Annotated in this window: 15 protein-coding genes; 9 read left to right on the top strand and 6 right to left on the bottom strand. The window is 59.3% G+C overall.

Annotation, left to right across the window (positions count from 1 at the left end; translation table 11 throughout):
• Positions 1–159 precede the first annotated feature (159 nt).
• The 4 genes from PH603_RS12695 to PH603_RS12680 all read right to left on the bottom strand — a co-directional run bounded on the left by PH603_RS12695 (position 160) and on the right by PH603_RS12680 (position 6,101).
• Positions 160–1,638 (bottom strand): NAD-dependent succinate-semialdehyde dehydrogenase, encoded by a 1,479-nt coding sequence (locus tag PH603_RS12695; RefSeq protein ID WP_289502910.1) that lies wholly within the window; start codon positions 1,636–1,638, stop codon positions 160–162.
• Between the two features lie 2 nt (positions 1,639–1,640).
• Entirely contained in the window at positions 1,641–3,005 is a 1,365-nt protein-coding gene (locus PH603_RS12690) for an aspartate aminotransferase family protein (RefSeq protein ID WP_353507412.1), read from the bottom strand.
• Between the two features lie 214 nt (positions 3,006–3,219).
• Positions 3,220–3,942, bottom strand: coding sequence for an FMN-binding negative transcriptional regulator (locus tag PH603_RS12685; protein WP_289502908.1), 723 nt, complete (start codon positions 3,940–3,942; stop codon positions 3,220–3,222).
• A 50-nt stretch (positions 3,943–3,992) separates the two neighbouring features.
• Positions 3,993–6,101 carry a TonB-dependent receptor gene (locus tag PH603_RS12680; RefSeq protein ID WP_289502907.1) on the bottom strand — a complete coding sequence of 703 codons (2,109 nt, stop codon included), beginning with the start codon at positions 6,099–6,101 and terminating at the stop codon, positions 3,993–3,995.
• Positions 6,102–6,415: 314 nt separating this feature from the next.
• Between PH603_RS12680 and PH603_RS12675 the strand changes: the two genes are divergently transcribed.
• The 4 genes from PH603_RS12675 (at position 6,416) to PH603_RS12660 (ending at position 11,591) form a co-directional block, all read left to right on the top strand.
• Positions 6,416–7,576 (top strand): serine hydrolase domain-containing protein, encoded by a 1,161-nt coding sequence (locus tag PH603_RS12675; RefSeq protein ID WP_289502906.1) that lies wholly within the window; start codon positions 6,416–6,418, stop codon positions 7,574–7,576.
• A 22-nt stretch (positions 7,577–7,598) separates the two neighbouring features.
• Positions 7,599–8,948: a peptide MFS transporter gene (locus tag PH603_RS12670; protein ID WP_289502905.1), complete on the top strand. Its 1,350-nt coding sequence runs from the start codon at positions 7,599–7,601 to the stop codon at positions 8,946–8,948.
• 106 nt (positions 8,949–9,054) lie between these two features.
• Positions 9,055–10,035, top strand: coding sequence for a LysR substrate-binding domain-containing protein (locus PH603_RS12665; RefSeq protein ID WP_289502904.1), 981 nt, complete (start codon positions 9,055–9,057; stop codon positions 10,033–10,035).
• Positions 10,036–10,163: 128 nt separating this feature from the next.
• The gene (locus PH603_RS12660) at positions 10,164–11,591 is read left to right on the top strand and encodes a P1 family peptidase (RefSeq protein WP_289502903.1); all 1,428 of its coding nucleotides are present in this window, start codon (positions 10,164–10,166) and stop codon (positions 11,589–11,591) included.
• Between the two features lie 135 nt (positions 11,592–11,726).
• Here PH603_RS12660 and PH603_RS12655 read toward each other — a convergent pair whose 3' ends face one another.
• Positions 11,727–13,028, bottom strand: a complete 1,302-nt coding sequence (locus PH603_RS12655) for an O-antigen ligase family protein (RefSeq protein ID WP_289502902.1) — start codon at positions 13,026–13,028, stop codon at positions 11,727–11,729.
• A gap of 203 nt (positions 13,029–13,231) precedes the next feature.
• Entirely contained in the window at positions 13,232–14,254 is a 1,023-nt protein-coding gene (locus PH603_RS12650; RefSeq protein ID WP_289502901.1) for an MraY family glycosyltransferase, read from the bottom strand.
• Positions 14,255–14,413: 159 nt separating this feature from the next.
• On the opposite strand from PH603_RS12650, the gene PH603_RS12645 reads away from it, so the two are divergent.
• The 5 genes from PH603_RS12645 (at position 14,414) to PH603_RS12625 (ending at position 20,914) form a co-directional block, all read left to right on the top strand.
• Entirely contained in the window at positions 14,414–15,550 is a 1,137-nt protein-coding gene (locus PH603_RS12645; RefSeq protein WP_289502900.1) for a DUF1972 domain-containing protein, read from the top strand.
• Between the two features lie 378 nt (positions 15,551–15,928).
• Positions 15,929–17,209 carry an outer membrane beta-barrel protein gene (locus tag PH603_RS12640; protein ID WP_289502899.1) on the top strand — a complete coding sequence of 427 codons (1,281 nt, stop codon included), beginning with the start codon at positions 15,929–15,931 and terminating at the stop codon, positions 17,207–17,209.
• Between the two features lie 4 nt (positions 17,210–17,213).
• Positions 17,214–17,858 (top strand): polysaccharide biosynthesis/export family protein, encoded by a 645-nt coding sequence (locus tag PH603_RS12635; RefSeq protein ID WP_289502898.1) that lies wholly within the window; start codon positions 17,214–17,216, stop codon positions 17,856–17,858.
• A 64-nt stretch (positions 17,859–17,922) separates the two neighbouring features.
• Positions 17,923–20,163 (top strand): GumC family protein, encoded by a 2,241-nt coding sequence (locus tag PH603_RS12630; protein WP_289502897.1) that lies wholly within the window; start codon positions 17,923–17,925, stop codon positions 20,161–20,163.
• A gap of 88 nt (positions 20,164–20,251) precedes the next feature.
• A complete protein-coding gene (locus PH603_RS12625) occupies positions 20,252–20,914 on the top strand; it encodes a hypothetical protein (protein WP_289502896.1) in 663 nt (220 codons plus the stop codon).
• Positions 20,915–20,981: the final 67 nt, after the last annotated feature.

Below are 20,981 nucleotides of genomic sequence, written 5' to 3'. Positions count from 1 at the left end.
CCCGTCAACAGACAATGATTTCATAAAGAGCTTGCACGACAAGTTCAAGCGCAACCGGAAGCGGCAAGGGGCGAAAGCCGTCCCCTGCCGCAGCATCACCTGCTCGTAATCTGACAGGTAGCAGGCGATCAGCGCCGGAGCCAGCGGAAGCCTGAGGGATTAACGGGCAGCGCCGATGCCGCCCATGCCCACATATTTGATCTCGGCATATTCATCGATACCAACGCGGGACCCTTCGCGGCCGATCCCCGATTCCTTGACGCCGCCAAAGGGGGCGGCTTCGCTGCCGACCGTGCCTTCATTCATGGCAACCATGCCAAACTCCAGCGCTTCGGGCAGTCGCCACAGGCGGCCCATCTCCCGCGTGAATGCATAGGCAGCGAGCCCATAGTCGGTATCGTTGGCGAGCCGGATGGCCTCGGCTTCCGTTTCGAACGCGGAAAGCGTGACAACCGGACCGAAGATTTCTGCCTTGCTGATATCCATCGCGGGCGTGACGTCAGCAAGCACGGTCGGTGCGTAGAAGGTGCCGGGGCGTTCGATCCGGTAGCCGCCGGTGAGGAGCGTGGCACCCTGTTCCATGGCGGTGGTCACCAGCCTGTCGATCTTGGCAAGCCCCGCTTCATTGATGATGGGGCCAAGACTGGTGCCGGCCTCCAGCCCGTCGCCCGCTTTTAGCCCGGCAATCCGGGCCAGCAGCTTTTCGGTGAAGGCAGGCAGGACGGACGCTTCCACAAGGAAACGATTGGCGCTGATGCAGGTTTGCCCGGCATTGCGGAACTTGGCGAGCATGGCGCTATTCACGGCGGTATCAAGGTCGGCATCGGCAAAGACGATGAACGGTGCGTTGCCGCCAAGTTCCAGCGAAACCTTCTTCACCGTATCGGCGCACTGCCGCATCAGGAGCTTGCCGACAGCGGTGGACCCGGTGAAGGAAAGCTTGCGAACATCGCGGTGGTCGGTCAGCACGCGGGCGATCTCGGCCGGCTTGCGGCAAGTGACAAGCGACAGCACGCCTTCGGGCATGCCTGCCTCCCCGGCAAGCTGCAGCAGCGCGATGGCAGATAGCGGCGTGTCTTCAGCCGGCTTGATGACAACCGTGCAACCCGCCGCGAGGGCAGGTGCCACCTTGCGCATGATCATCGCGCTCGGGAAATTCCAGGGCGTGATGGCGGCGACGACCCCGATCGGCTGGCGGATTGCCAGCATGCGGCGGTTCGGGTCGTTCGTCGGGATCACATCGCCATAGAGCCGCTTCGCTTCCTCCGCGAACCACGCGATATAGGACGCACCATGGGCGACCTCGCCTGCTGCTTCCGCCAAAGGCTTGCCCATTTCAAGGGTCAGCAGCCGGGCGAGTTCGTCCTTGTTCTGCAGGATGCGGTCATGCCATGCCATCAGGATAGCGGCACGTTCCTTGGCCGTACGGCCCGCCCATGACGCGAGTGCCTGACTGGCGGCCTTAACGGCAGCCTTGGCCTCATCAGGCCCCATGTCGGCCACATCGGTGAGGTGCGCGCCGGTGGCCGGGTTGAGAACCGGGAAGGTCGGTCCTCGCCAGCCACCGGGCAGGGGACATGTTATGATCCGGTCGGCGAGGGCGTCGCCTGCTTCGGTTGAACGGGCAAGGACTGTCATTTTCAGGCCATCCCGAATTCGCGGGCAGCCGCATTCAGGCTGTCGGCCAGAATATCCGCCATCTCGTCAATCTGCGCGCGTTTCACAATCAGGGCGGGGCTTGCGACCATCGACTGACCGACAGCGCGCATGATCAGCCCGCGCTCTAAGCACAGGTCACGGACCCGCATCGCCACATTGTCGGCGGTATCAAAAAGGGTGCGGCTGTCGCGGTCCTTCACCAGTTGCACACCGGCAAGCAGCCCCTTGCCACGTACTTCGCCAACCAGCGGATGGTCACCGACAGCAGCCTTCAGGCGGTCGTGGAAATAGGGCCCGACATCATCGCGCACGCGCTCCACCAGCTTGTCGCGGCGGATCAGATCAATGTTGGCGATGGCAACAGCGCAGGCAACCGGGTGGCCCGAATAGGTATAGCCGTGTGAAAACAGCCCGCCATCCTTCAGCACCTTGTGGACCCGCTCGTTATAGGCAACGGCCGCAATCGGCAGATAGCCCGAAGACAGGCCCTTGGCCATCGGCATCAGGTCGGGCATTACGCCGTAAGTCTGGCAGCCAAACCATTCACCGGTGCGTCCAAAACCGCAGATAACCTCATCGACGACGAGTAGGACATCATATTTGCGGCAGATACGCTCGATTTCCGGCCAATAGGTGCGGGGCGCGTCGATCACGCCACCCGCGCCCTGGATCGGCTCTCCGATAAAGGCAGCGACATTGTCGGCGCCCAGTTCGAGGATCTTGTCCTCGAGCGCACGGGCAGCTTTCAGGCCGAATTCATCGGGGTCCATGTCCCCGCCTTCAAGATACCAGTGCGGATGCATGATATGTTCGAAGCCAGGCAGCAGCGAGCGACCCATCGCATGCATATTCTGCATGCCGCCAAGGCTTGTCGCGGCCACCGTGCTGCCATGGTAGCCGAGCTTGCGGCCGATGAAGACATGCTTGTCCGGCTGGCCTTGCACTTCCCAGAAGTGCCGTACCATCCGGATGATCGTATCATTGGCTTCGGACCCCGAGTTCGCGAAGAAGATATGATCGAGCCCTTCAGGCGTGACCTCTGCCAGCAGGCGGGAAAGCTCAATCTGCGGCGGCGTCGCGCTCTGGAAGAAGACGTTATAGTAGGCGAGCGTACTCATCTGGCGGTTCGCCGCCTCGATCAGTTCCTTGCGGCCATAGCCCACATTCACGCACCAGAGGCCGGCCATGCCGTCGAGGATCTGGCGTCCGCTTGAATCCCATACATGCATGCCATCGGCGCGCGTGACGATCAGCGGCGCCTTTTTGTCGAAATAGCGCGGATCGGTGAAAGGATGCAGATGGTGTTCCACATCAATGCGCTGCCATTCGTCGGTGGTGCGTTCCATGCCAGACATGATTGTTCCCCTCTCTTCTTGGCCGGTTTGCTGTTGTCGCCCGGCGTCTATTGATTCCCCCGCCACCGACCTGAAATGCAGGCGGCAGCGAGGGGTTTCTGGACCTTTGCAGGATGGAAAAAAGCGGCGCCTTGCGGATGGTGCCAAGCGCCGCTGCGGCGGTGCGCGCTATGCACCGCAGGCACTGATATCCGGGTTTGCCGCGTCACGCGCTGGCCTCCATGCCGGCTTGCATCAGCGCAGCGATATGCCGGCTGCCTGCATCAGTTTGAAGCTGCAGGCCTTCGATGATGCTTTGCCTGTCGGTGTCCGTTTTTTCCTGATTGAGGCGGCAGATGCCTTCCGCGGCACTCACTTCCACCTGAAAGGCGAGGATCATGCCGAGATAGCGGTCCATCTGTTCGTCCGTCAGCGGGGCACAGGTCCATGCTGTCTCGCCCGCCCGCAGCGTCTGCGCTTCCATATGGGCGACGGTACGATCGATAATATCGAGCGTGTCGGCGGCGGTGGCAATGGGCCGTAGCCTGCCACGCACCTGTACGGTCACATAGCTCCAGGTAGGGGCGGTCATCCGCTCCCTGAACCATCGCGGTGAGATATAGGCGCCGGGCGCACAGAATTGCAGCAGCACCGGTGCACCGTCGCGTATTGCCGCGCATTGCGGGTTGCGCGCTGCCATGTGGCCATCCAGCAGAAGGGGCTGATCTTTGCTGCCTGTCGCCCGAACGAAGGGCACGGCAGTTACCTGCAAGCGGCCTTCATGCGCGGTGAACATCTGGGCCACGGGGTGGGCGGCGATGTGGGCGCTGAGGTCACTGCCTTCCGGCATGGCATAATGGTCGGGCACGAACGTGTCGCGGCCTACATCATCCCATGTGGTGACGCGCCTTTTGCCCGGTTTGAAGTGACTGGTCATATCGTGATCCATGAAGGTGCCGCCGCCGGTGCCCGGCGACGGCGCATGGCTTGTTCGTTCGATCAGAAATCGAGCCCGACAGAAACGCCGATGGTGCGCGGGCGCGTCCGGTTGGCGTTGTTCCAGTCGTGATAGGGATCGATATATTTGTTTTCGTTCGTCAGGTTCTGCACGAAAACTTCAATATCGAACTGCCCGAGCGTGGCACCGACGCGCGCATCCAGAAGGGCGATCTTGTCGGAATATTGCGGTGTGTTTTCCGCCGGGAAGCTCGTCAGGTCGACATAGGGCAGCTTGTCCCGATAGCTATAATCCACCCGGAAGAAGCCGGGCGTGTCGGCATTCCAGTTGAAATCATAGTTGGCGCCGAGCGTGAAGCTGAAGTCCGGCACATAGTCGATGGGGTCGCCCACGACGTTGGCGGTATCTTCGGCGGTGATTTCGGTGACTTCGGCATCAATCACGGTGCCGGCGGCGCTGAAGGTCAGGGCGTCCGTCACTTTCCAGTTGATCGAGGCCTCAAGACCTTTCACTTCGGCCGCACCCACGTTGCTTACCAGTTGCTGCAGGCCAAGCTCGGGGCCGAGGAAGACGAGGCCGCGCCGCAGCATGTCGTTATATTCGGTGTAATAGGCGGCAAGATCGTAATAGACCGCGCCGTCTGCGAGGCTGCCCTTCAGGCCGACTTCATAGCTCCAGAGCGATTCCGGATTGAACGGCGGGTTGCCGCCGGTGTTGAAGCCGCCGCTGCGGAAGCCCTTGCCGACGCTGGCGTAAAGGTTGGCGTCGTCGCTGATGGCATAGGAAAGGTAGAAGCGCGGGTTGACCGTATCGAAGCTGCCCTTTTCGGTGACGCTGTCCGGGGCGAAGCCGTTCGTTTCCGAAGCCTTGTCCTTGAAGTAGCGGATGCCGGCGCCAACCTCGAACCGGTCGGTCAGCTTGTAGGATGCATTCGCGAACAGGGCGTGGGACTTGGAAGTGTTTTCCGAGAAATATTCCTGATCTTCAACGATGAAGCCGAAATAGTCATATTCGAAATAGGCGGTCAGCGAGCGTTCCATATCCCGGTAGAAACCGCCGAGCGTCCACTGGAACGGCCCGTCGCCGGTGGACGAAAGCCGAAGTTCCTGCGTGAACTGGTTGCCGGGATTGTAGCGCAGGTCATTGCCGGCATAGTTGCCGCCATAGACTGTTTCCTCACCGCCCCGGTAGGCGAAGGGATACTGGTGATCCTGTGAGACATAGCTCGTGGAGCTCATCAGTTCCGCGCCGCCGAAATCATAGGTCATGGTGAGGTTGTAAAGCTCATAGTCCCAGACTTTCGGGATCAGCGTCTTGGCCGGATCAAGGGCAACAAAGACGGTGCGGTCCGGCTGTTCATAGCCTTGGCCCAGTTCATATTCCGCATGGTAGGAAATGAAGGTGCCAAGCAGCGATAGGTTTTCGGTCGGTTGCCACAGCACCTTGACGCGCAGGTTGGTCAGTTCCTCGTCGTTGCCGTCTTCAATGCCGACTTCGGGCTGGTCCTGCCAGCCGCCGCCGGTTTTGCCCGTTGCAGCGATGCGTACGGCGAGCTTGTCCTTGACGACCGGAATGTTGAAGACGCCGGTGACCTCGGCGCCCATGTCGCCCGACTTCACCGAAGTCAGCGTGGCATCCATGCTGCCTTCGAATTCGTCAAGCTTCGGGTCGTTGGTGATATAGCGCACGGTGCCGGCAACGGCGCCCTGACCGTAAAGCGTGCCTTGCGGGCCTTTGAGCACCTCGATACGGGCAAGATCCAGCGTGCGGGTCGGCAGCACGTCGTACCCGGTCAGGTTCATCGGCACTTCGTCCTGATAGACGCTGACGAGCGAACCGCCGCCATAGGCATTGGCGATGCCGCGCAGGAAAATCTGGTAGCTGCCGGGGCCGTCCTCACGCATCGTAAGGCCCGGAACGGCAAAGGACAGATCCTGGATGCTGTCGATGCCACGCTGTTCGAGTTCGGTGCCGCCGAAGGCCGTGATGGCCATCGGCACTTCCATCAGGCGCTGTTCGCGCTTCTGGGCCGTGACGACGATTTCCTCGAACGTCAGGTCCACACCGTCGGCTGCGGCGTTTGCCGCCCCGGTCTGCAGCAGTGCGAGCGCAGACAGGGAAGTTAGAAATTTGCCAGTTCTTTTGTTCATGGTCGTTCCCCCGAGAGTTGATCCCGGCAGCGATTGCCATTGCTGGTCCGCTGCCATCCATACTTCCGCAATCGTCAGGTTTGCATGGGGTATGGGGATGAAACAGATGCCAATGATGCAGCAGACGGTGCGCTGCAGTCACCAGACCGGCGCGGACGAAACCCTGGGCTTTTGTTCGGTATTTGTGTGCCGGTGCCTCGAGGGTGCGTTGCCCCGGTGCGTCTGTCTCACCACATGGGGCGCCGTTCTCACCTTCCGGCGCGCGGGCCCGCCTTCTAGGCTCACCCGGATATAGCGGATTCATGAGGGGATGGATGATGGACGAACAGAAGCCGTCAGGCGAGTTGATGATCGGCAATGTACGCGATGCCTATGCCGGGCGGCTGTTTCCGACTGTTCAGATCGAAACATTCAGAAATATCGACAGGCTTTTCCCGACCCGCACCGTAACACGGGGGGAGGACAAGTTCGTGAGACCATTCGGCTATCGCCCCCTGCCGCTTGACGACATGACAATCGAAACCGATCAGGGGGATTATGATCTCTTTGATTATGTGGCGCGCAATCGGGTGACGGCGCTGCTCGTGGCGCGCGATGGCAAGATTGTCCGCGAGCAATATGAATATGGAAACGGGCCGGAAACGCGTTGGATGTCCATGTCCATGGCGAAGTCGGTCAGCACCACGCTTGTCGGTGCGGCGATCAAGGATGGCTCCATTGGCAGCCTTGACGATCAGCTCAGCAAATATCTGCCGTCTCTCAAGGGGTCATCCTATGACGGGGTGACTGTGAAGCACCTCCTGCAGATGACCTCGGGTGTGCGCTGGGACGAGACCCATACTTTCGGCGGGTCCGAACGTCGTCAGGTACTGGAGTTGCAGATCGCCCAGCAACCGGGTGCCATCCTTGAATATATGGCAAACCTGCCGCGCGTGGCCGAGCCCGGCACGCACTGGAATTACAGCACCGGCGAAACCCATGTTGTGGGGGAACTGATCCGCGCTGCCACGGGCGAATATCTGTCGGATTATCTTTCCCGCAAAATCTGGTCCCGCCTTGGTATGGCGGCGGACGCCACATGGTGGCTCGAAGCCCCCGACGGGCTCGAAGTCGCGGGTAGCGGGCTTTCCGCGACGCTCAGGGATTACGCGCGGTTTGGCCACTTCATTATGAATGGCGGCGTGATTGACGGCGAGGCGGTCCTGCCGGACTGGTGGGTGAAGGAGGCCGGGTCATCGCGCGAGGTGGGCGGCCAGCCGCTTGACTATGGTTTCATGTGGTGGCCGGTGAAACCGCCGGCTGGAACCCAGTTCGAGGCGGGTTTTTCGGCACGCGGCATCTTCGGGCAATATATGTATATCAATCCGGCCGAGAAAATTGTCATTGTGGTCTGGAGCGCCCGGGCCAAGCCCATCGGCTCCGAGGTCATTCTCGACAACGATTTCTTCAACGCCGTCGTCAAGACGATCCGCTGACACGATCCGGGGGCAAAGCCATATGAACGGAACACCGCTGAACCAGCCCCGCGATATCATGGGGCACCCCCGCGGGCTCGCCTTCATTGTTTTCACCGAGGCGTGGGAGCGCTTCTCCTACTATGGCATGCAGGCGCTTCTGGTGCTTTATATGGCCGGCTATCTGCTGGAACCTGAAAACGCCAACCGGGTGATGGGCTTTGGCGCTTTTCGAACAGGGCTTGAAGCGGTTTTCGGCCCCCTCGGCACGCAGGCGCTGGCGACCCAGATTTTCGGCCTTTATGGCGGGCTCATCTATTTCACCCCGGTAATCGGCGGCTGGCTGGGTGACCGCTGGCTTGGCCAGCAGCGCGCCGTTCTGATCGGTGCGGCCCTCATGGCGCTCGGTCACTTCCTGATGGCGCTAGAGGCCGCATTTCTGTTCGCGCTTCTGTCGCTGATTTTCGGGGCCGGGCTCCTGAAGGGTAACCTCGCTGCGCAGGTTGGCCGGCTTTATGCGCGGGATGACCAGCGCCGCGATACGGCCTATTCGCTGTACAATATGGCGATCAATGTCGGCGCCTTTGTCGCCCCTCTGGTGTGCGGCACGCTCGGCGAACTTTACGGCTGGCACTACGGCTTTGGTGCTGCCGGCATCGGCATGCTGGTCGGGATCGTTATCTATCTGAAGGGGCGTCACTATCTGCCGCCCGACGGCAAGCGGATCGACCGCGGTGACCGTCCCAAGCTGCAGAAAGGCGATGGCACGACCATCGCCGCGATCCTTGCGCTTTTCGTGGTTGCCGCCATGTATTGGAGCGCGCAATTTCAGGTCTGGAACACCTATCCCCTCTGGATCAAGGAACGCGTCAGCCGCTCTGTTTTTGGCCTCGAGATGCCTGTTACCTGGTTTTCATCGCTCGATTCCCTTGCGGTTCTGGCGCTTGCCCCGCTCGTTATCCTTTACTGGCGGCACCAGCGGGCGCGGCAGGCTGAACGGGGCGACCTGATCAAGATCATGCAGGGCTGCTTCATCTTCGGCCTTGCCTATGTATGGCTGGCGGCGGGCGAATGGCTTTCGGACGGCGGGATGGTCGGCCTGATGTGGCCTGTCCTCTTCCATTTCATCTGCGCCATTGGCTTCCTCTATGTGGGGCCGGTGATGATGGCGCTTGTGTCGCGCACTGCCCCCGAAGCCGTGAATGCCATGATGATCAGCGCCTATTATCTGTCGCTGTTCGTGGGGGGCTTTATGAGCGGCTGGCTCGGCCGGTTTTACGAGCCGCTATCGCCTGCCGGTTTCTGGCTTTTGCATGCGGCGGTCGCCGGGGCCGGAGCGCTGATCGTGCTTCTGGGCTATGGCGCCTTCCGGCGCATGCTGCGACTTGGCTAGGGGGCAGGCTTGACACACAGCTCGGTGCGTCAGCAAGATCAGGGTTTCGTGGCGCCTGCCTGCAGGTGGCGCGGTTTCCTGTATCCAGTGAAGACCAGAGACCAAGATGCCGGCTGACAAACCGAAACGCAGCTTTTCCCCGCAGGGCCTGCCGCCCCGCAAGGCTTTGCCGCCGTTCGAGGCCTTGCGCGCCCTTGACGCCGTCGCGCGTCTCGGCGGTATCCGCAAGGCTGCGCAAGGGCTGGAGCGCGATCACGCGGTGATCAGCCGGCACATTCGCACCATCGAAACATGGACGGGTGCCACACTGGTCGAGCGCACGCCGACCGGCGTTGTCCTGACCGATACTGGCCGCGACTATCATGCGCGCATCGCCGAGGCGATCGATACGATCGCGCAGGCGACCCTTGATATGATGAAACAAAGCGGCAGCCAGCCACTGCAGATATGGTGCATGCCGGGCCTTGCCTTCCACTGGCTGACAGGGCGGCTTGGCGCTTTCGAGGCCGCTTATCCGGGCGTGGATATCGAAGTGCGTCCCACCGACATGAGCCCCGACCTGATGGGCAACGAAGCCGATGTGGACATCCGTTTCGTACAGCAATATGGCACGCCCTATCATATCGATCAGGGCCTGCGCGCGCTGGAGCTGGCCAATCTGCCGATCATCGGGGTTGCGAGCCCCGGCTATCTGAAGGCACGTCCAGTGATCGAGCGCCCCGAAGATCTCGCCCGGCATCAGCTGCTGCACGAGGAAGGCTACGGCCCGTGGCTCGAATGGCTGGCGGCCCACGGCGTGGATGGCAGTGATTACTGTCAGGGCGGCACCCTGTTGTGGCAGGGGCACCTGACGCTGGATGCTGCCCGCCACGGGCGCGGTATCGCCCTCAGCAACCATCTGGTGGCGGCAGCCGATCTTGCGGCCGGGCGGCTTGTCGAAGTCGGTGCCGGCAATCCGCTGTTCTCGGGCAAGACGCCGGCGGCCTATCTGTTCATGGCGCGGGCCGACCGCTGGGAGCAGCCCTCTGTCCGGCGTTTCCGCAGCTGGCTCCATACCGCCATCGCCAAGGAAGTGCCGGACGCCTGATCCGGCCTTGGTGCGCCCAGTGCACCACACATGACATGAAGCGCATCTTCCGCTTGGGGCTTGCAGCCTTAAGATTTCCAGCAGGAAGGCGGATGAATGCGCCGCCAATCAAGGGAGGATCAAGGGACATGACAGCCAATACGAAAATCGCACGCTTTGCTCGCCGCACGCTCACGCGCCTGATGGCAGCGGGTGCGACATGCGCCATGCTCGCCGTACCCGCGACGGCAGACACAGCAAAGCCTCTCGACAATCAGGAAACGCTGCCGCTTGTTCTCAACAAGTCCGACCGGACGATGGATTTCGACTGGCCGCTCCTGCATGTGGGTACGGGCGAATATGAAGACGGGCCGACCGGTGTTACGGTCTTCCATTTCCAGAAGCGCGTGCTGGTGCAGGTGGATGTGCGTGGCGGCGGGCCGGGCACGGTGAATGCACCTTATATGGACCTTGGCTACGATTTCCCGGAACTTGATACCATCGTCTTTTCGGGCGGGTCCTGGTACGGCCTTGAAAGTGTGACGGCGGTGGCCTCCGCGCTCAAGGACGACGGCATCCGCGATGGTGACGCTTTCTCCATGGAGCCCAATATTGCTATGTCGGTGGGATCGATCATTTTCGATTTCGGCTCGCGGCGTCTCAATGAAATCTATCCCGACAAACGGCTGGCGCAGGCTGCGTTCCGCGCCGCAAAGCCGGGGGCATTCCCCCTTGGTGCACGGGGCGCCGGGCGGTTTGCCAAAAGTGGCGGCTTCTTTGGCTGCAATGCCTTTTCAGGGCAGGGCGGTGCCTTCAAGCAGGTGGGCGACCTCAAGATCGCGGCCTTTGTTGTTGCCAATCCTTACGGCGTGATCACCGACCGCGATGGCAAGATTGCCGCCTGTTACAAGGCGAAAGGCTGGCCGAAAGACCTGAAGACGGCGGAGCTGATGCAGGATTTCCCAGAAAGCCGCAAGGAAGGCTGGACTGGCGGGGACGCTGAAACCGCCAGCGCCAAAAACACGACGATCAGCCTGATCGTGACCAACCAGAAACTGACCCCGCCGGAACTGAAGCGTCTGGCCGTGCAGGTGCATACGTCGATGGGCCGGGGCATCCAGCCCTTCGCCACCCAGTTCGATGGTGATGTGCTTTATGCGGTCTCCACCGCCGAAGTGGAGGGGGCGCCCTATGGCTCGCCTGATCTTGGCGTGATGGCTTCGGAAGTGATGTGGGATGCGATCCTCGCGTCAGTACCTGAACAGCCGAAGGCGGCCATCCTCGCGAAAGGGAGCAAGTTACAGAAGGCGGCGCAGGATAACGCCACAGGCGCCTACGAGTTCAGCCGTTTCGCGAGCCTTGAGGTCACCGCGAAAGACGGCAAACTGTTTGCACGCGCGGTTGGCAAGCGCCCGGTTTATGGCATCGGGCATGAAGAAGCGGTGGAATTACAGGCTGCAGCGGGTGGCGATTATACGGTGCCCGGGCGGTATCCGTTGACCATCCATTTCCCGGCAGAGAGTGACACGATTGTCCTCAATCCCGGCAACTGGCAGCAGGTCGGCAAGCGCAAGTAAGGCATCTCGCGAAGTGAAAGGGGCGGATGGGATTGCCTCTGTCCGTCCCCATGCGGGAGTTCATGTCGATTTCGGGTTCAGAATAGCACCTTGCCATTGGTCAGGTGCGCCGGATTTGCCTTTGAAAGGCTTCGGTTATCGGCTGGGCGGATGCGGGGACTTGCGGGAGGCGCCCGGTTTGAACGTCCCAGAGCTGACACCGAGCGCAAGAAGGCAGGTCAGGATATATGATATCGCCGGAATTGTGAGCGGGAAATCGAGTGTCGCATGCACGGCAACCAGGAACGAGGCGGCGAGAATCCCGAGTTTCGTATGGAAAAGCCGATCACTTGCCGTCAGTGTCCTGAGCGGCGGGATGAGGCAAAAGATGAAGCCGATGAGCGCAATCAGCGATGCCGGAATGCCGAGGCTGAAAGCCATTTCCAGATAGTCGCTATGCGCCTGGTCGAAATTCACCCGATCCGGCAATTCGGGCGACCGGATCATCTGGAAGACATCGGCAAAGCTGCCCAATCCGTAGCCGGTGAGCGGGCGCTGTCCGATGGCGTCGATGACGCCGGGATAGATTTCAAAGCGAGCATCCTCAAGCGGGTCAGCCAGAAGGCGCTTTTGCAGCATGTCGCCGCTCAGATTGTAGCCGAAGTACAGCGTTGCCATGAGCGCGCTTCCGAAGATTGCCAGCTTGCGAAAGCCGGGGCGACTATGCCGGGCAAAGGCTGTCGTCAGGAATAGCAGTATCGCAAGTATGCTCGCCGCTGTTCCAAGCCGCGAGTTGGTGAGCATGAGCGCCGAGAAGGATACAAACAGCATCAGCCCGAGAATCCAGCCTTTGCCGAGGATGAGGTTGATGGTCTGGCCCACACGTTCCTTGCGGTTCAGCGCCTTTGCCTTATCAGGCATCAGGATGTCCGCGCTCCAGACAAGGCAGCAGATGATGCCAATCCCGGCATAGGTTGCGTAATTGTTTCGGTTGACGAAGGTGGAGGTCAGGCTGTCGAGGCTCGCCCATTTGTCGAACCACAGCACCTTCTCGTTACCGGAAATATAGGTGATGAATCCGTATGCTGCATAACAGGTCGTTGTGATGGCGATGAAACGTATCAGCCGGCTCACAGCCTCGGGGCTGCGTGCATAAGCGAAGACAAGCACGAAAAGCGCAAGATGTGACAAGAGCTGCAGGGCGCCGAAAAAGGCAGCTTCCGTATTGACCGCAATTGACGTTGGCGTGCCCGCAGTTTCCGCAAACGCAATCGTGGAATCAAAAGGATACTGGCCGGAGGCAATGCCTAGGCTCAGGGGCTGAAGGAATGCCCACAGGGTGACGACCCCGAAGCAAACAAGGGGAACCTTCGGGATCGAGCGCAGATGCGTGCCAGGGAAAAGCCAGCGCTTCCGCCAGATGCGCTCTGCGAAAAAGGCAATCGAAGCGAGCAACATGAGCCCGGTCCATAACAATTGCCACGCCGGGCGGGCGCTCGCAAATGGAAGGGGCGAAAAGGAAATCAGAAAATAGATCAGGAATTTATGCACGGAGTTTTGCTCTGGGCTCCTCGAGTGATGCCGAACTCACCACCAATTCCTACAGCAGCGGACGGCGGTTCGGCCAGTGGAACCAAAAGGGTTCGTCGGGATGCCGGTTCCTACAAGGGGTTTTCTGCTTTGGCAGGGAAAGTGCTGTCGATGATGGGCAGGATGAAGAAGTAAAGGCAGAAACAGGCCACGAACAGGATGAAGCTGTAGGACGCCGTGAAGAGCGACAAGCTGACAGTTGCCCCGACAATCGACATTATGATTGCCAGAGTGGTCCCGGCATCGAAACGATCGAGGAGGATATGATGCAGATGGTCACGGTTGGCACTGAAAGGGCTCTGCTTCCGGAGCTTGCGACCGAGCGTAACGCGCAGGCAGTCAACAGCCGGCAACATCAGCCAAATTCCCACGGTATCCGCATAAACGGGCACGGTTGCACTGCCAAGATTATAAGTCATCAGCGCAAGTGAACCCACCAGAAGGCCAAGCGCATAGGCGCCGCCGTCTCCAAGGAAGAATTTACCCTTCATATTGTAAAAGAACATGATGCCAAGGGCCGAGGCGAGGAACAGGCAGATCGCCTGCCGGTGCGGGCTGACGGACAGCAGCGCCATGACAAGAACCAGGATAAGGCTGATCCCGATCACGCCGCCATTATATCCATCCATCATGTTGAACGAAACAACGAGGGTGGCAAGGCAGGCGACTGTCAGGAGGGCGCCGACCCAGCGACTGAGAACGGTTGTCTCGCCGAAAGACCAGTGGAGGCTGGTTAACCGGATTTCCGGCACCAGCCAAACGAGCAGGCCGCAGATGGCCACAATAAGGGCGAGCCTGAGTTGCCATTTGAGATTGTGGCGATCATCCAGAAAGCCCAAGGCTGCGACAAGAAGGACACAGGTGCTCACGCCCCCCCAGCGATCACTCAGCTCAAAGACCATCTGATTTATGACGATGGTGACGGCGATTGACCCGACGAGTAATGAACCGATCAGTGGCGTGGAGATAGTATGCCGCTTGTGTTTTTCTTGCTCCGGGTCATCCATGACACCGAGGGCCTCGCCCAGGAACCGGGCGTTCAGGGCTATAACGAGGACCGTCAGTATGCCAAGGTAGGCAATGATAAGGCTCATGGATGTACTGCCCGCTGAGTGTCCAACACGTTTGGAACGAGATTGTCTGAGACGGTTCAGCAGAATATATGGGGTTGATCGGGTGTCGTCCAGCACCGTCTGCTCGGTTGGGCGATGCGGTACGGCGAATGCAAGCGGGGATGCGGGGGCTGGCGACGATTGTCTCAAAAATCGAAGAAAAAGAAAAAAGAAGGCATCCAGCCCGCGTTCCATGTGGCCATCATAGGCACGGTCGGGGTGCCGGGCAGCTATGGTGGCTTTGAAACCCTCGCCGAAAATCTGGTGACCTATGCCGAACGGGCGGAGGGCGGAGCCGGGATTACAGTCTACTGCTCTGCGCCCGCGTTTGAAGACCGGGCGCCCTGTTTCAGGGGCGCGCGTCGCCGGTTCGTTCCTCTGGGGGCAAATGGCCCATCCAGCATGGTCTATGATGCATGGTCAATGCTCGATGCCCTGATGCGGGGCTGCAGTCACATTCTCCTTCTGGGTGTTTCCGGCGCTTTGATTTTGCCCTTAGTTCGAATTGCAGGGAAGGTGCTCGGGCGCCCCTGCATCGTTACGAACATTGATGGCATCGAGTGGCGCCGCGACAAGTGGAACCCTCTGGCGCGTGCAGTGCTTAAAGCCTCGGAATGGGCCGCTGTGCGCTTTTCGGATGTGATAGTCGCCGACAATCAGGCGGTTGCTGAATATGTTCAGGCGCGATACGGCGTCCCTTGCGTGACGATCCCTTACGGTGGTGATCATGCTGTTTCGGCAACGCCCCACGTGGAAAATTGCCAGGACCTGCCAGCGCGATATGCGCTCGCGATTTGCAGAATAGAGCCCGAAAACAATGTGGAGATGATCCTGGAAGCAGGGGCCGGTCTCGGTATGCCTCTTGTTTTCGTTGGCAACTGGGACCGAAGCGGTTATGGCCGCAGGCTAAAAGCTGCCTATGCAGACAACCCCGACATTTCGTTATTGGACCCGGTCTACGAGCCCGGCGCGCTGCGGGCGATCCGTGACCGTGCGGTGATTTATCTGCATGGCCATTCGGCGGGGGGGACAAATCCTTCACTGGTTGAAATGATGCATTTCGGGATTCCGGTCCTCGCCTTCGACTGTGTGTTCAACCGGCACACAACGGAAGAGAAAGCGCTTTTCTTCAGGAGTGCCAACGACTTGGCCCTGCTGGCCCGGGGCCTCGGTGCGGGGGATGGGAACGCGGTTGGAAGCGCGATGAAGGAAATCGCGGAGCGACGCTATCGCTGGAACCTCGTGGGAAAAGCCTATTTCGATCTGTTCCGCCTCTGAAGGAGGTTGGTCCGAGCGTCGTCGGGTCTCTGTGGCATTGCTGCCAGTCTGCAATTTTAAATGACGAACGCCAGTGGCTCTTTGCAATCAATTGCTTCCGTATTCTACGGAACAAATGTACCGTTGGCCCGTGGACGAATTAATGTGCGCCAGCGACGGGTCAGGTGTCACGCCCGGCGGTTGTTTCAGGGGGCATTTTTTCGATTGAGCGTGGCCGGGCGGTAGCATAAGGTTCCCGCGAAATGCCGAAAGTACAAAGTCTTATGGGCGAAATGCCCCGGCCCGGGGGAGGTTGTGATGACGGCACCGAATTCATACCATCAAGTCATGGGCAACTATTGTTTGTTTCGCCTTCATGTATAAAAGTGAGGTCTGATTATGAAGTCTTTCAAGTATACGCTTTGCGGCATGCTGGCATCCACCGTGCTTGCCGGCGCCATTTCGGCCCCTGCTTTTGCGGAATCGTCCGTCGTGCAGGTCTCGAAGAAGCCGCGGCAGGATTATGATGCACTCGGTCTCAGTGTCGGTAGCTTCTACCTGATGCCGAGCGCGGTCGGCGGCGTGACGATCGACGACAATATTTATGCGACGGACACCGGCAAGGTTGATGACACAATCTTCAATGTGAAACCCGAAGTCGGGCTGTACTCCAACTGGAACAACAACAGTTTCGCTGTCATCGCAAGCGCTGACCTTGGCTATTACGACCAGAATTCCCGCGAAGATTACGAGGATTACACCCTCACTTCCTACGGCACGCTTGAAGTCATGGAAGGTACATACTTCGACGCAGGGGTCGATTATTCGAAGCTGCACGAGGATCGCGGTTCGCCGGACAGCCTCGGGGCTGTCGCCGATCCGACCGAGTACAATATGTTCAAGGCGAACGTCGCATTCACGCGGGACCTTTCGCTGCTGTCCATGAAGCTCTTCGCTGACTACACGCGGAGAAATTTCAAGGATGCGGACCTCGTCGGTGGTGGCATCAACAACAACGACGATCGCGACCGCAAGCGCTACAATGTCGGCCTGCGTCTCGGGTATGAAATCGGCGACAGCACCGAAGCCTATGTCCTCGGTTCTCGTAACAAGGTGGAATACGACAACTCGCAGGAAGACGGCGGCCCGCTGCGTGACGGGAATGGCTATCGCCTCGTGGTCGGTGGTGTGCTTGATATCACCGGCACAACCAGCATCGATGTTTACGCTGGCTATTTGAACCATGATTACGATTCGAGCGTGCTGAAGGATGTCGGCAAGTTCACTTATGGTGCGGCCATCGAGTGGAGCCCGACCGAGCTCACCTCAATGAAGCTTGGTGTCTCGCAGGATGTGGTCGAGACATCGGTATCGGATGAGAATGCACTTGGCGCCTTCGTGCCCGTGGCAGGTATCCTCAACACCGGCGTCGACTTCACAATCGAGCATGAGCTGATGGAAAACCTGATCCTTTCGGGCATCGCAAGCTATGCGCGGCAGGAATTCATCGGCACCGTTCGCGAGGACGATGTGCTTGGTTTCGGCCTTGCCGGGGAGTATCTTATCAACAGGAACCTCCGCCTCAAACTCCGCTATGACTATAGCGACAAGAGCAACGAAGTCGGCCGTGGTGAATTCTCGCGGAACAAGATCATGGCAAGCTTGAAGCTGCAGTGGTAATCGTTTGACTACGTCGGGGCGGGCGAGATTTGATTATCTCGCCCGCTTTGCATCTTGCGACCTAAAGGAGTCCGGTTTGTTGCGTCAGCTAAAGTCCCTCGCGATCCTTCTGGCTATCAGTTTTTTGGGAGTTATTGCCGTCGCACAGGCTGCGCCCCTCTCCGCCCAGGAAACGCGGGATCAGGACAATATCGAGTATCGCCTTGGTGCCGGCGACAAGGTCCGGGTTCTTGTCTATAACGAGCAGGACCTTTCGGGTGAATTCGAGGTGGACGGGGCCGGACAGATCAGCCTGCCGCTTATCGGTACGCTGAAAGTCAGCGGCTTGACCGTGACGGAAGTTGAACGCCAGGTCGGCGACAAGCTGGCCAACGGGTTCCTGATCAATCCACAGGTCAGCCTCGAGATCATGAACTATCGCCCCTTCTACATCCTTGGGGAAGTCAAGCAGCCGGGCAGCTATGATTATGTGAATGGCATGACCATACTGAATGCCGTGGCGCTTGCCGGCGGGTTTACACCGCGCGCCCAGGAAAGGAAAATTGAAGTCACCCGCAAGGATGGCGACAAGGAAATCAAATTGCAGTCGGCGATCACGGCAAAGGTTTTGCCGGGGGATATAATTCGCATCCCTCAGAGACTGTTTTGACCCGATGCCGTTGGTCGACAAGAACCCGAACCATGCGTTATCCGCTCTATCAGGAACGAGTTAGATGAATATCGTCAGGCCCACGGCGTCACAGCAATCTGTAATCGATCCGATCCAGGGCGACGCACCGGAGTTGGGGTTTGACCTGCGAGCGTTCGGCCGCCTGTTGTGGCGCCGGCGATATGTCATCATCAATACGGTGGCGCTGCTTTGCATCGCGACGCTGATCATTCTCTTCCAGCTGCGGCCAGTCTATTCCGCCTCCACGCTGATGGCGATCGAGTCTCGCAAGAACAATATCGTCAATATGGATGCGGTTTTGACCGGGCTTGGCACTGACGTTGCCGCGATCACCACGGAAATTGACGTCCTCAGGTCCCGGCGTCTGGTCGGCAAGCTGGTCGACAAGCTGGACCTGACAAAGGATCCGGAATTCAACTTTGAACTTCGCGAGGAAGACCCATTAAACCCGGTGAACTGGGTGCCGGAAAAATGGAAACGCATGATCCTCGGCGATGAACAGACGTTGTCCGCTGAGGCCGCCGCCGCGCAGGACTATAATCTGGTGGTCAACAATGTCATCGAAGCCCTGGGCGTACACAATCCGGCGCGTTCATACTCGATCGCGGTGACCGTAAAGTCGCACGATCCCGAAAAGGCTGCGCTGCTGGCAAATACGCTCGCCGAACTCTATTTGACCGACCAGCTGGAATATAAATACGAAGCAACTTCGCGGGCCAGCAACTGGCTGAATGAACGCATCAGCACCCTGCGCGAGAAGGTGCGGGTCTCCGAACTGGCAGTTCAGCGGTTCCGCGAAGAAAACCAGCTCTTTCAGACACACGGCCAAGGGCTTGTGAATGAACAGCAATTGTCTGAGGTGAACTCAAGCCTGATCACCGCACGGACAGAGCTTGCCCGGGCCGAGGCACGCTTCCAGCAGCTCGATAAACTTGCGCGGAACAGTATCGCCTCTGAAGAAACTCTTGCCGAGGTACTGACGAGTCCGCTGATCCAGAGCCTGAAACAGCAGGAAAGCGAAGTGCTGCGTCGCCGCGCCGAACTGGCAACGCGATATGGCCCGAAGCACCCGAACATGATCAAGGTTGAAGCCGAACTCGCGGACCTCCAGACGAAAGTCAGGCTCGAGATGCGCAAGATCGTGTCGAGCCTCGAGGGCGAAGTGAGGATTGCCCGGGCAAAAGTACGCACCCTTGAAGATAGCCTCAATGGCCTGAAGAGCGAGAATGTCGAGGCGAACCGCGCCTTCGTGCAACTGCGCGAGATGGAACGGGAAGCGGAGGCAAGCCGCGTTCTTCTTGAGACCTTCCTGACCCGGTTCCGCGAAACCAGCAACCAGGAAGACCTGCAGCAAGCGGATGCCCGCATCCTGTCTGTCGCGACCGCGCCTACGGAAGCATCCTTCCCGCGCAAGGGGCTGACGCTTCTGGTTGTCTTCTTCGGGTCTATTGCGACCGGTATCGGTATCGCATTCCTGCTGGAGACGCTTGAAAACGGCTACCATACGCTCGAGCAGCTGACGGATGATGTGAATATCAAGGGCCTTGGCCTCATTCCGCACCTTTTCGGCCGCAACCAGAGCCAGCCGGAACAATATATCCTGGACAAAAGCACCTCATCCTTTGCCGAAGCGCATCGGAATGTGTTTGCGACCCTGATGTTCTCGCAAGATCGCAGTCTCGCCCCCAAGGTTATCCAGGTAACGTCGTCCGTGTCAGGCGAAGGCAAGTCGACCTTCGCCCTTTGCCTTGCACGCCTCCTCGCGAAATCGGGCAGCAAAATCCTTCTGATCGAGGCCGATCTGCGCCGGCCGACGCTTCAACGCCGTGTGCCGGAAATCGCGGCAAGCCCGACGCTTCTGGACTGTTTGCAGCAAAATCTTTCTATCAAGGACGCAATTGCGCGCGACGAGAAGTCGGGGTGCTATCTTATCGCGGGCGGCCATACGCCCGAACCGCAGCGGTATCTTGTGGATGAAAAACTGCAGCAGTTTATCACGGCGGCACGTCAGACGTTTGACCTTATCATCATCGACACACCACCTGTGCTTGCCGTTTCGGATGTGATCCTGACGAGCAAGCTTGTCGATAAAACCGTTTATGTTGTCCGTTGGGACAAGACAGCGAAAGAGTCGGTCCGTACCGGTCTGTCGCAGCTGTCCGATACCGGGGTCGATGTGGCGGGAGCGGTGATTTCGCAGGTCAATGTGAAAAAGCACGTGGGCTACGGCTACGGCGAGTACGGGCATTATTATGGCAAGTATAAAGCCTACTACACAAATTGACCCGGACGGCGAAACGCGGACTCACGTAGCTTCCCCGCACCGTAAAAAGCTCCGCCAGAACGCTGGAAGGCCGACAGGGCGAACCGGTTTGGTTCTCTTCGTCGCCGGTATCGGGCTTTCCTTATGGGCGCTTGCGGCCACCGCTCCCCGATTGCTGGCGCACCTGAACCTTGCGACTGCGCAGCCCTATATCGAAATGGTCAACAGGGGCGAGATGCTGTCGCCCGATGAACGCACAATCCTTGTCGAAGCCAGCCGGGCGGCCCTTGATTGGGCGCCGCTCGCAGAGCCACACCTGAATCTGGGTGCGCTTTATGTTGCTGAACTTGCCCGCGAGGAAGACCCGGTGACCCGTCGTATCATTGCGTCAGAAGCGGCGAACGAACTTGAGGCCGGTCTCGCCCTCCGGCCCTTATATTCCTATGGCTGGATGAGGCTGGCGGTTGCCCGGTCGGTCCTGCTGGGGCAGGAGGGCAAGGCGGTTGACGCGCTGCGCAGCTCGTTGCTGACAGGCCCGCTGGCGTACGATCTGATGGTGCCTCGGCTTGAATTGGGGCGCGTCCTGCTGCCGTCCCTGACCCCGGCTGATCTTGATCTTCTGAGGCAACAGACGATGCGGCTCTATCATGCGCACAATGATACTCTCAGGCTGTATGCTGTCAGAATGGAGCGGCTTGACTGGGTTTCCTTCCTGCTTGGGCACGATCCGAAAGCCCAAACGGCATTTCTGAAGGAATTCGTGCGAGAATAGGACATTCGCGCAAGGAATGTTATGCGGTAGGAAGCTCGCAGTTTTAAGATATTGATGCTTAACGGAT

Origin of the sequence: Gimibacter soli, assembly GCF_028463845.1 — a bacterium.
Taxonomy (GTDB): domain Bacteria; phylum Pseudomonadota; class Alphaproteobacteria; order Sphingomonadales; family Kordiimonadaceae; genus Gimibacter; species Gimibacter soli.
The sequence above is the reverse complement of the archived record's forward strand: the minus strand, read 5'-3'. Positions and strand labels throughout refer to the sequence as shown.

Coding starts and splice junctions, on each gene's coding strand:
- PH603_RS12670 (WP_289502905.1), top strand. CDS start 7,599: ATGAACGGAACACCGCTGAACCAGCCCCGCGATATCATGGGGCACCCC.
- PH603_RS12660 (WP_289502903.1), top strand. CDS start 10,164: ATGACAGCCAATACGAAAATCGCACGCTTTGCTCGCCGCACGCTCACG.
- PH603_RS12665 (WP_289502904.1), top strand. CDS start 9,055: ATGCCGGCTGACAAACCGAAACGCAGCTTTTCCCCGCAGGGCCTGCCG.
- PH603_RS12690 (WP_353507412.1), bottom strand. CDS start 3,005: ATGGAACGCACCACCGACGAATGGCAGCGCATTGATGTGGAACACCAT.
- PH603_RS12650 (WP_289502901.1), bottom strand. CDS start 14,254: ATGAGCCTTATCATTGCCTACCTTGGCATACTGACGGTCCTCGTTATA.
- PH603_RS12685 (WP_289502908.1), bottom strand. CDS start 3,942: ATGGATCACGATATGACCAGTCACTTCAAACCGGGCAAAAGGCGCGTC.
- PH603_RS12630 (WP_289502897.1), top strand. CDS start 17,923: ATGAATATCGTCAGGCCCACGGCGTCACAGCAATCTGTAATCGATCCG.
- PH603_RS12655 (WP_289502902.1), bottom strand. CDS start 13,028: ATGTTGCTCGCTTCGATTGCCTTTTTCGCAGAGCGCATCTGGCGGAAG.
- PH603_RS12675 (WP_289502906.1), top strand. CDS start 6,416: ATGATGGACGAACAGAAGCCGTCAGGCGAGTTGATGATCGGCAATGTA.
- PH603_RS12640 (WP_289502899.1), top strand. CDS start 15,929: ATGAAGTCTTTCAAGTATACGCTTTGCGGCATGCTGGCATCCACCGTG.
- PH603_RS12695 (WP_289502910.1), bottom strand. CDS start 1,638: ATGACAGTCCTTGCCCGTTCAACCGAAGCAGGCGACGCCCTCGCCGAC.
- PH603_RS12680 (WP_289502907.1), bottom strand. CDS start 6,101: ATGAACAAAAGAACTGGCAAATTTCTAACTTCCCTGTCTGCGCTCGCA.